This is a genomic window from Roseivivax sp. CAU 1753, assembly GCF_054482575.1.
In genome coordinates, this window is sequence record NZ_JBTLRF010000013.1 from 56418 (window position 1) to 65699 (window position 9282).

General features: G+C 56.4%; 11 protein-coding genes and 1 pseudogene. 4 read left to right on the forward strand and 8 right to left on the reverse strand.

What is annotated here, in order from left to right:
* Positions 1–61: 61 nt before the first annotated feature.
* Positions 62–607 carry a hypothetical protein gene (locus ACXYMN_RS18355; protein ID WP_459015366.1) on the forward strand — a complete coding sequence of 182 codons (546 nt, stop codon included), beginning with the start codon at positions 62–64 and terminating at the stop codon, positions 605–607.
* A 3-nt stretch (positions 608–610) separates the two neighbouring features.
* Here ACXYMN_RS18355 and ACXYMN_RS18360 read toward each other — a convergent pair whose 3' ends face one another.
* The 7 genes from ACXYMN_RS18360 to ACXYMN_RS18390 all read right to left on the reverse strand — a co-directional run bounded on the left by ACXYMN_RS18360 (position 611) and on the right by ACXYMN_RS18390 (position 7183).
* Positions 611–1282: a flagellar hook assembly protein FlgD gene (locus ACXYMN_RS18360; protein WP_459015367.1), complete on the reverse strand. Its 672-nt coding sequence runs from the start codon at positions 1280–1282 to the stop codon at positions 611–613.
* A 13-nt stretch (positions 1283–1295) separates the two neighbouring features.
* Positions 1296–2546, reverse strand: a complete 1251-nt coding sequence (locus tag ACXYMN_RS18365) for a flagellar hook-length control protein FliK (RefSeq protein WP_459015369.1) — start codon at positions 2544–2546, stop codon at positions 1296–1298.
* 38 nt (positions 2547–2584) lie between these two features.
* Positions 2585–3289 carry a sigma-70 family RNA polymerase sigma factor gene (locus ACXYMN_RS18370; RefSeq protein ID WP_459015371.1) on the reverse strand — a complete coding sequence of 235 codons (705 nt, stop codon included), beginning with the start codon at positions 3287–3289 and terminating at the stop codon, positions 2585–2587.
* Between the two features lie 78 nt (positions 3290–3367).
* A complete protein-coding gene (locus tag ACXYMN_RS18375) occupies positions 3368–4012 on the reverse strand; it encodes a hypothetical protein (RefSeq protein WP_459015373.1) in 645 nt (214 codons plus the stop codon).
* A 379-nt stretch (positions 4013–4391) separates the two neighbouring features.
* Positions 4392–5327: a flagellar motor protein MotB gene (locus tag ACXYMN_RS18380; RefSeq protein WP_459015375.1), complete on the reverse strand. Its 936-nt coding sequence runs from the start codon at positions 5325–5327 to the stop codon at positions 4392–4394.
* Between the two features lie 27 nt (positions 5328–5354).
* Positions 5355–5801: a Ros/MucR family transcriptional regulator gene (locus ACXYMN_RS18385; protein ID WP_459015377.1), complete on the reverse strand. Its 447-nt coding sequence runs from the start codon at positions 5799–5801 to the stop codon at positions 5355–5357.
* Positions 5802–6145: 344 nt separating this feature from the next.
* The gene (locus tag ACXYMN_RS18390) at positions 6146–7183 is read right to left on the reverse strand and encodes a hypothetical protein (RefSeq protein WP_459015378.1); all 1038 of its coding nucleotides are present in this window, start codon (positions 7181–7183) and stop codon (positions 6146–6148) included.
* A gap of 130 nt (positions 7184–7313) precedes the next feature.
* Between ACXYMN_RS18390 and motA the strand changes: the two genes are divergently transcribed.
* Genes motA through ACXYMN_RS18405 form a run of 3 tightly spaced genes read left to right on the forward strand, consistent with a single transcriptional unit; the run spans position 7314 to position 8817 of the window.
* Entirely contained in the window at positions 7314–8180 is an 867-nt protein-coding gene (gene motA / locus ACXYMN_RS18395) for a flagellar motor stator protein MotA (protein WP_459015380.1), read from the forward strand.
* Positions 8177–8389, forward strand: coding sequence for a hypothetical protein (locus ACXYMN_RS18400; protein WP_459015381.1), 213 nt, complete (start codon positions 8177–8179; stop codon positions 8387–8389). The genes motA and ACXYMN_RS18400 overlap by 4 nt, the downstream gene beginning before the upstream one ends.
* The gene (locus ACXYMN_RS18405) at positions 8386–8817 is read left to right on the forward strand and encodes a hypothetical protein (RefSeq protein ID WP_459015383.1); all 432 of its coding nucleotides are present in this window, start codon (positions 8386–8388) and stop codon (positions 8815–8817) included. The genes ACXYMN_RS18400 and ACXYMN_RS18405 overlap by 4 nt, the downstream gene beginning before the upstream one ends.
* A 50-nt stretch (positions 8818–8867) precedes the next feature.
* Here the strand turns inward: ACXYMN_RS18405 and ACXYMN_RS18410 are convergent.
* Positions 8868–9161 (reverse strand): annotated as a pseudogene (locus ACXYMN_RS18410) (integrase core domain-containing protein); the annotation flags it as partial.
* Between the last annotated feature and the right edge of the window lie 121 nt (positions 9162–9282).

Sequence of the window (9282 nt, forward strand, 5' to 3'; positions counted from 1 at the left end):
TCGCCATGATCCTGATCCATCACGTTAAGCGAACAGCGAAACGTAGGTTGCAGGGTCCAGCATGGCGAAAATTCTTGTGTCTGCGATATCCGTGGCCGCTATCGTTGCCGGGTTTGGCAGTGGCTACGCTATCGCGTCCCTGTCGGAAGTAGACGGAGCGGACCTTGAGATCGCCGACACCTCAAGCGCCGCGCTCGACCCGAAACAGCCTCCAAAACATCAGCCGGAAAAACCTGCGCAAGAAAAGCAGTCTGCGCTCGATGAGGTCGAACCCTTCTGGATGAACGACCGCTTGGTCTTCCTCGGGCGCATTACCGTGCCTGTCGAAAGGCCTTGGGGCACCAGCTACGTTGTGACTGACCTCGCTATCGCCATGTCCAATGCTAGAGACGCATTGGCCTTGAAGTCGCCGGACAAGGCGCTCCGAATGCGAGATACGGCATTGCTCGAGTTACGCAGCGCTGCATCCAGCCGCATGCTCCGCGACGAACCTATGGATACAACGGGGTTGTCCACTCAGCTGAAGGCCGCATTAGAAGAACATGTCGGTGCTATCGACGAAATGCTATTGCTGTCGTTCTATGTGGCAGAGGTTCCGAGAACCTGACCGTTACCGAACCGCTTCGATTGCAGTCGACGGGATGACGTCGCCATTGGCGAGCTGAAGCTGACTGAATCCGTCTGCAAATAGCACACTTTCGACTTCTGATTCGACGAATGTTTCGTAGGCGACCGTCTCGCCAAATGCATTTTTGGCATCGATCTGCACCCGGTAGCTGCCTTCCGGCAAGGGAAGCCCGTAGAAATCATTCCCGTCCCAAAAAAGCTCGTGCGTCCCACCGGCCGTCGTCGGAAGGCCCTCGAAACGTCGGAGTGCGACACCCTGCTCAGACAGGATGGTTGCGGTGACAGAGCTGGCATTTTCCTGTAGGCGGTACGACAGGTCCACGCCGCCCGAAGCTCCGAGTTCGAACTCGCTGGAGGAGGTCAGAACGGTTTTTCCGATCAATCCCGCATCGGACAAAGAGGTGGCTGCCGAGATTTGCCCCGATATCAATTCGAGATGCGAGTTCGTGATGATGCTTTGCTCGACTTGCGACAGTTGTGCGAGTTGCGAGACGAAAGTCGTCGAATCCATGGGCTCCAGCGGATCCTGGTTGGCGACCTGCGCCGTAAGAAGTTGAAGAAAAGCTTCGTAGTCCGCGCTCAGAGTCGCCTGTGCGACGGACGATGTAGATGCCGGGTTGGTCGCGGCAGAGCTGCCTACAGGAGCGATAGTCATCGCGCGTCCCTTCTCAGGTAAGGATATCGAGACGCCCAAGTGGGACTGTCCGATAACGGGTTTCGGTTGCGTTGTCTTCCGCCGTCAAAGCCGTTTCGCCCATCGCCAATAGTTCGTTCAGCGGATGCTCTGTATCATGCTGCGAGGGCGGTCTCTCATCCTGATCGTAGCCCTCGAGTTCAAGGTGCGTTCCGTCAAAATCCAGTCCGTTGGCCGACAGAACGTCAGCCAGCCCCTGACGGTCACTTCGAAGAGCGGCCAGCGTCACAGGGCTTTCGGCACGGATCATGACGCGCAATTGACCGGCCTCATCAGACGACAACTCGATATCCAGGGCACCGAGGTGAGCGGGCGAAAGTTCTATTCGAGTGCGGCCTTCTGCGACCCTAACGCCTCGGAACTGTGCAAGGATCTTGGCGTTCGCTTCGGTTGTGGAGGGAGAAGACATCTCTGGCTTAAGTGCCTGAACCGCTTCCGGCGCAAGCGACTGAACCACCTGTGCCTGCGGGATGTGAAGAATTGCAACGCCTTGTAGCTCGCTCCGCGATGGCGGTGCCCCAACTGTCTGACCAGCTGACGGCGCAAGCGTCGACAACCGGCGGTCTATCACAACCGTTCCCGCGGCGTCGGGTGCCACCGTTACGTGTCGCGTCCCGGCGTCGTGAACGGGCAAAGCTCGGTCAGTCTTTGATCGGGAGGAGTTTTCGTTCGTCACGCCCGTGTCGGGCATGTGTTTGACCTTGGGAACTTGGTCAGGAAGCCTTGCACTTGGCGATGCACTCTTCTGTGCCGCAACAAATACCGATGCAGGCCGCAAGAATGTGGCTTCGACCGTCGATCTGCCCAAGCCTGGCATTTCTGCTCTGGCCAATGCTCCTTCAACCACCTTGAGGAGTTCAGAAGCCCGAGCTTCGAATGACTTCGCTGCTGCCGTCAACGTTGCATCAATTCCCGCAACCAATTGGGCGGGCAACTCCATCGACGCCCCATGAAACGCGCCGACGACCGCGCCGATCATCTTCTTGTCTACTCGGTCCCAACCGGCGGGGCTGAGTTCGTCATCCGGCGGGAAGTTCGTCGCAATTTGCGAAAGCTCTTCCTTTATCGCCTCCAAGAGGTTCGCCTTTATGTCGTCAGGCAGCGCTTCGAACTCCGCTTCAATCTCGGGCTTAGGCAGTTCAATGGATTGGGGTTCTGTGACAAGCGCATCGAAACCGGTCTGATCATTCGAACGTAGCGGGGACTTCCCTTTGCCAAGCGACAAGAACTGTCCGGGCAAGTCGACCGCTTCAAAACCCTTTCTCAATGGAACACCGACAGCGAAAAACCTTGGGCCAACAGCCCTTGGCGCAGCCGAGACATGGCACGATTTTCAATTTGCCGAAGCCTTGCCGGACTGGCATTGAGATCTCGCGCGATGAGATCAAAAGGCTCTGGCTCAGATGTCAAGCGGCGGCGGCGAATAACTTCGGACTCCATCGCATTGAGACATTTCATGGCATCCGCCAGCCGCATGGCAATCGACGCTTCGTCAGACCGACGCAAGGCGTCCTCTTCTGGCGATGCTTCCTCGGATTGGAGTTCCTCGACCTCCACGCTTTCATGAAAGTTGACACTCCGCGATTCATCCGAAAGGGCTGCTTCGTCTGATTTCGGGGTTGCTTCGATCCAGCCAGGAACGCTTGATGCGCGCTCCCGCTTTATCGCCGAAAAAACCTCATTTCGAATCCACCATGCCGCGTAGGTTGAAAACCTAACACCGCGCGCGGTATCGAATTTGTCAGCAGCGCGAATAAGACCGACCATTCCCTCCGCGACCAGGTCCTCGACTTGCGATGGATTATCGGTCCATTTTCGGGCGTGCGACCAAACCTGCCGCGCATGCGAGCGCACCAATAGCTCCAGCGAGGCAGCATCTTGATCGCCTTGCCATTTCAAAATGGCCTCGCGCTCTTCATCAGCAGCAAGCAAAGGCTCCTGCAATGCCTGCCAAAATGAGCCAATCATTCCCGCCTCAAGTCTTTTTCTAAAGATAGGAAAGCATATCTCGCCCAACTTATAAAGACTTAGGTGGTTTAACCTTGGTTAAACGCCGTCAACCTTGACGACACTGCCCAGTGCAGGCCGCGCTAAATCGAACGTCGCAGGAAGCGCAGAGATATCGGCCAGCAAATCGAAGGGCACTTTCTTGGCGCGAAAAACCAGCGATTTCAGAACCGCTCCGTTCTGTACCGACTGGGCATCTGGCAGTATGCGGCCTTTCGACAATGAATCGAGCCGGTCGCCCAGACCCTTTGTCGTGCGCCCCGCCCTGACGAACCCTGACATGAACCGCGCCAGATTGATCCCATGAGTCCTGGAGAATCCCAAGTCGATAAGCGTGTCATAGCAATGCAATAGGGCAAAAAAGGTACACCCGTCGGCGCTCTGATCAAAGCGTGACTGCTCGATGACGGCACTGGCCGTCGCGACGATCCTCCCCGCCAATTCAGCTTCGCGTCCGTTTGCGACCGCGCTCTTGATTTGATGCAGTGGCACGATGGTGACCAAGCTTGGCACAGAAAGGGCGACGTCGCTTTCTTCCGCCAGGACATCGGCCAACGGAAGCCCCCGTTCCAGGCATTCGCTATCGCGAACCACCGAGATATGGTTGACGCTGGGGTCGTTGCATACAAGAAAGACCACATTTGTGGGCAACATGCGCTCGACATAGGCAGTGACGTCGCTCACTTCTGTCGATCCAGCCGGACGAATTCGTCCATCCCAAATCATCTCCAGTACGTTTGACCCAAACATCTTGCAGTTGCACCCCCGTGATCCCGATCTCGTTACAAGGCTACCCAACTGGGCGTCCAAAGCAATGGTCAGGACGGAAGAAACCGCAATATCAGGTGAAATACCTGTGGATGTTTCCTAAATGTAGTAGTCGCCCATAGCGAGCAGTGGTGGCGCGTTTTGGCGATCACGTACAATTATACAAAGAAACTCAAAGCCCTAGGGGTGATTTACCAATTTACCGCGCAACCCGAAGGAGAGGCGCGATTTCTATCCACTACGAGATCATGTTGGACAAAACCGCCGGGCGATTCGCGCCGAGCGGCCACACGCATTACGATTCTGGGTAGAGAACGGTAATGCTGACCCGACGGTTGTCGGGCGCGTCGGGCCGCTCCGGCAGAAGCGGTTCGGTATCCGCCAATCCGGACACACCCGCGATACGCATCGGCTCTAGGCCTGCCGCGACCAACACACGGCGCGTGGCATTGGCGCGCTCGCTGGACAAGTCCCAATTGTCGTAACCTTCGGATGTGAACGGCAGCGCATCCGTGTGCCCGGCAATGACTAGACTGCTTTCAACCCCTTCTAGAGCCTTGGCGATGCCTTCAATGATCAACCTTGTCTCGTTGTTGATACGGGCGCTGCCCGACGCAAACATCGCTTCACCCGGTTGATCGACGATATGAACGTCCAGGCCCTCGGTGGTCTTGCTGAACCTGAGATTGTCGAGGAAACGGTCCGCGAGGCCGTTGTCACGGAGCTGCTGTTCTACATCTTCTTGGATCTCTGCGAAGTCGAGATCGCGCTGAGCATCCGTTTCATCCTCCATGTCCCCGGTCGGATCGGCAGGCTCGCTGGATGTTCCGGCGGATGTCGGCTCGGGGACCTCTTCTTTGGGAATCTCTTCTACCTTGGGATTTCGAAGCCGGCTGTCAAACACCAGCAACGGGTTGTCTTCTCCGTAGGACGGCACGCGCAGATCGGAATCTGCACCGGCCCCGCCCCCGTTCGGCGTGTCTGACTTAATCAGAGTGTGACCGTCGAGAATTTCGGGCCCCCCACCGTTAGATTGCGACAAAACCGGCGTGAAGTGTTCGGCAAGCCCTTTCAGCTTGTCCGCATCGGCCGCGCTCACGATCCAGAGCAGCAAGAAAAAGGCCATCATGGCCGTCATGAAGTCGGCGTAGGCAACTTTCCAGCCGCCACCATGATGACCGTCGTGATCGTCATCCTCTACCCGCTTAATGACAATCGCTTCTTTAGACATGTGCGTGTCCTGCCCGGCTGTCTTGCCTCACGAGATTTTTTCGCTGGCCGTCGCCGAGCGACCAATTTTCGCATCGCGATCGTATTTGCCTAGGCCCTTTTTCTTCGCGTAGTTCGCTTTGCGTTCCGAGTAACTCGGCGCTACGAGCGGAAAGTCGTCAGCCAGACCGAACATATGGCGGTAACGCTCCTCGGTCAGGCCATGCTCCGATCCGATATGCCGCTTCAACATCTTGAAGCCTTTCCCGCAACACAGACAATAGACTTTGTCTTGCTCCACAGCTTCACTGATGGGACGCGCCGGAGTTGCAGAACCCGACGCTTTAACCTTGGACGCGGCGGAACCACCGCCATCGACTTCGTTGCGCAGCTTCCGCACCAACTCCACGATGTCGTCAGGCCCAACCTCAGGCCTTGCGGCATAAGACGCAACGATCGCCGCGATGAATGACTCGTTCTGGCTTTGATCTTTCATTTTTATTCTCTCTTCTGAGAACGGGTCGCACGCGATTATTCGCGCCGTCCCAGTAGCCACCAAAGGTCACTACCCAGCAGCGACCGCATTCTGCTGGCCGCGTTTTCCCTCGCCCGAACGACGCATGGTTACGATCACACGAAGCTCACCACCAGCAATCGGCATCAGCCGGACACCTGTACGCTTGTGACCCCTTACGACTCGTTGACATCTTCACCACTCACCTTTTAACCAGTCACAAAACCTACATGCATTATATGTAGCTCTAAGACGTTAACGTTAGACTAAATTTCAAAAAATTCAAAAATATTCTTGTGGTTTGGCAAGCACAGGCAAGTTGATGCTCATTTTGTGCTTGAATTTGCCCCACCGCCCGCAATGCTTCGCACCACATTGAGCGCCGTATTGCCCTCACCGGCCTTGTAAGCCAGCGAGATCGCTCGCGGCGCGACACCGCTCTGAAGCGCAGTCACACCGCCCGAAATCAACCCTGCGGCAACGAGTGTAAGAAGGCCGAATTTCAGCCCGAAACCGCGTCCGCGCGACTTTGGTGCCTGCACCCTTGGCGGCGCCACCAACGCTTCGCCTGCTGGTTCTGCCGGAGTCACGAAAATCCCGCTCGGAGTAATCGACACTTCGGCCTTGTGAACGCGCGACTGGAAGCGCTCAACTAGGGCGCGCGGAAATGCCTCCATTTTTGCATCAATGATCATCCCTCGGCCAGGATGCCACTCACGCAAACATTCAGGACCGAAAACAAAACAGCGCAGGTCGTCGCGATGACCGACGTCCTGCGCGCGCAGCGGCAGATCATGCGATTCAAGGGCGCCAGGCTGAATCAGGACCCGGACGCGCGCACCGCTTGTCCGAATCTCCGCCGGTAGGACCGCTACCGGACCGTCGACAAACTCCCCCGCCGAACGAAAGCCGTGCGGCATTCCGCTGCTCGGTGTCCGAAGTGAGATCCGCGGACGCCAAGGGGCGGAACTCGCAGTGCCTCGAACTTTCTTCTCAAGTGTCGGTGCCTCGCTTCGCGTCTTGGGCACGGGAGCTCGCTGTGCACTTTCGCGAAGGAAGTCCTTCGCCATAGGCAGCAACCCCTCCACCTCCTCGACGATACGGAGAAACCGCTGAGCCTCGGAAAAGGTGACGCGAATGGTTCTCACACCGCTCATTTTCGGCGAGACAGAAAAAGCACCCAACGGCCACCCGGACGCCTCAACGATCCGCGTCAATACATCGTCTGAGTCCTTCGTTCTATACAGCGCAAGGCAGATCCGCCCGGAACCAGACATGCACAGAGCCACGCCGACGCCAGAGGGCCAACCGGCGACAACTGATGCCAGTTCTTCCTCTTCAAAGCGATACGCAAAGTGTTCCATGAAAAGCCCCTGTAGTTCCGCCTGCCGACGCCATTTTATACTTGCTTATTCTTGCTACGCTGTCAAACTGTACCGCAAGCCATCTGCATCAGGCAGAAGGAAAGATGTTGTCGTCGGGGCTGGTGAGTACATGACACTGATTATCGGAATCGTAATGGTCTTCGGCCTCGTGTTCGGAGGCTTCATGCTGTCGGGCGGCAAGATGGACATCGTCCTGCACGCCCTGCCCTTCGAGGGCATGATGATCGGCGGGGCGGCGCTCGGGGCCTTTGTTATCGCCAATTCCATGACGGTCGTGAAGCAATCTGCCAAAGGGTTCGTGAAGGTACTGAGGGGTTCCAAGTGGAAATCCAGCGATTACACCGACTTGCTGAAGCTGATGTTCGAGCTGTCCCGCATGTACAAGACCAGCGGGATCCTCGCGCTTGATGCACATATCGAATCCCCGAGCGAGAGTGAGATTTTCAAAAAATATCCGCGCATTCTAGGCGATCATTTCGCGATCGACCTTATCACCGACAGCTTTCGCATGTTGGCGATGCAGTTCGACGACAGGTTCCAGACGGAAGAAGTCATTAACCGGAAGATCAAAAAGCATCATAAAGAGGTCCATGCAGCGGCGTCAGCCATTCAGACGATGGCGGACGGGCTGCCGGCAATCGGAATTGTCGCCGCCGTCCTTGGCGTGATCAAGACCATGTCTTCGATCGACCAACCCCCCGAAGTCCTCGGGGGAATGATCGGCGGTGCGCTCGTTGGAACGTTTCTTGGGGTTTTTCTAGCCTATTGTATGATCCAACCGATCGCCGGTCGCCTGAAGCAGATCGAAGACGAAGATTCATCATTCTACTACATCATTCGCGACGTGTTCGTTGCCATGATCTCCGATCATCCGCCAAGTGTATGCGTTGAGATCGGCCGCGGCATGGTGCCCTCCAACATGCAACCGAATTTCGAGACGATGGAAACCGCTCAGAAGGATCTGGCAGCGGCATGATCCGTGCTGCACTGACTTGTTTTCTCATCAGCGGTGCGGTTATCGCAAGTGCCGCAAGCTCTGATTCTGAAGAAGAGCCTGCGGATTCGAAAGAAGTATCGGACAACACGGTCTTGGAGCCATCGACAGGCCTGCCCGATGTCCTTCTCGATCGAATGCGGGCCGCATTGATTAGACAGGCGTCGGAAACGATTGGCACGTCAAAATGAGGCCGAAAGCATTTGCGTCCCTGAAGCTTCTGAAGCGGATCAAGGAAGCTGAACGTGACAAGATCGCGCATGTCATTCGAGGGTATCGCAACGCCCAGGATGAAGCCAGTGAGCTTGCAAACAGGTTGCTGGATGACATTTTATCGCGAGCTGCCCCCGACGATCTTGGCGCTTCGCTTTACCGAGCGACATGGCTCACAAACGTGAGCCATGAGCTCGAGCACGCTGGCGCAGATATCGCTCAACTCGAGCAAAAAATCGACGCGCAGGTCTTGGGATTAGAAAAGGTGTCTCAGGACATCATGCGTATTGAAAAAATTGTAGATGCGGCGCAGGACAAGGCCCAGGCTGAAGAAACTCGTCGTGGTGACGAACAACTTCTAGAGAGCATACTTCTCTCGCCCGCACAATCAAAGCCATTCAGTTAATAACGATTTCGCACACTATTGGACTGACCTGCTCCCCGGTGGTCCCTCGTTCATAACGAGAGTCTGCGGGTCTGGATTTCGTAGTTTTGGTCGTCGGTTTGGGCAAGCGCGCCGGGCGCGGAGCCCTCAAATTGCTCGAGCGTCCGGCGCGCTTCTGCGGGCGTTCGGTTTTCGAGCGACGAGTGGGGCCTGACGTTGTTGTAGTCGTATCACCAGAGCGCCAGCTTACGCCTTGCGTCGTCCAGGCTGTCGAACATCTCCTCGTTCAAGAGCTCGTCGCGCAGGCTGCCGTTGAAAGACTCGATGTATGCGTTCTGCTGAGGCTTGCCCGGATCGATGTAGTGAACCGCGCCGGGTTTGCCGGAGGCTGAATTGTTTAAGCTACGCGGCCATGTCTGATGTTTCCAGAGCTGCGTAGAAGTTTGCCTCGGCCTCTGCTGGCGGGATGTTACCAATGGGTTCCAG

Coding starts and splice junctions, on each gene's coding strand:
- ACXYMN_RS18355 (WP_459015366.1), top strand. CDS start 62: ATGGCGAAAATTCTTGTGTCTGCGATATCCGTGGCCGCTATCGTTGCC.
- ACXYMN_RS18360 (WP_459015367.1), bottom strand. CDS start 1,282: ATGACTATCGCTCCTGTAGGCAGCTCTGCCGCGACCAACCCGGCATCT.
- ACXYMN_RS18370 (WP_459015371.1), bottom strand. CDS start 3,289: ATGATTGGCTCATTTTGGCAGGCATTGCAGGAGCCTTTGCTTGCTGCT.
- ACXYMN_RS18380 (WP_459015375.1), bottom strand. CDS start 5,327: ATGTCTAAAGAAGCGATTGTCATTAAGCGGGTAGAGGATGACGATCAC.
- ACXYMN_RS18385 (WP_459015377.1), bottom strand. CDS start 5,801: ATGAAAGATCAAAGCCAGAACGAGTCATTCATCGCGGCGATCGTTGCG.
- ACXYMN_RS18390 (WP_459015378.1), bottom strand. CDS start 7,183: ATGGAACACTTTGCGTATCGCTTTGAAGAGGAAGAACTGGCATCAGTT.
- motA (WP_459015380.1), top strand. CDS start 7,314: ATGACACTGATTATCGGAATCGTAATGGTCTTCGGCCTCGTGTTCGGA.
- ACXYMN_RS18400 (WP_459015381.1), top strand. CDS start 8,177: ATGATCCGTGCTGCACTGACTTGTTTTCTCATCAGCGGTGCGGTTATC.
- ACXYMN_RS18405 (WP_459015383.1), top strand. CDS start 8,386: ATGAGGCCGAAAGCATTTGCGTCCCTGAAGCTTCTGAAGCGGATCAAG.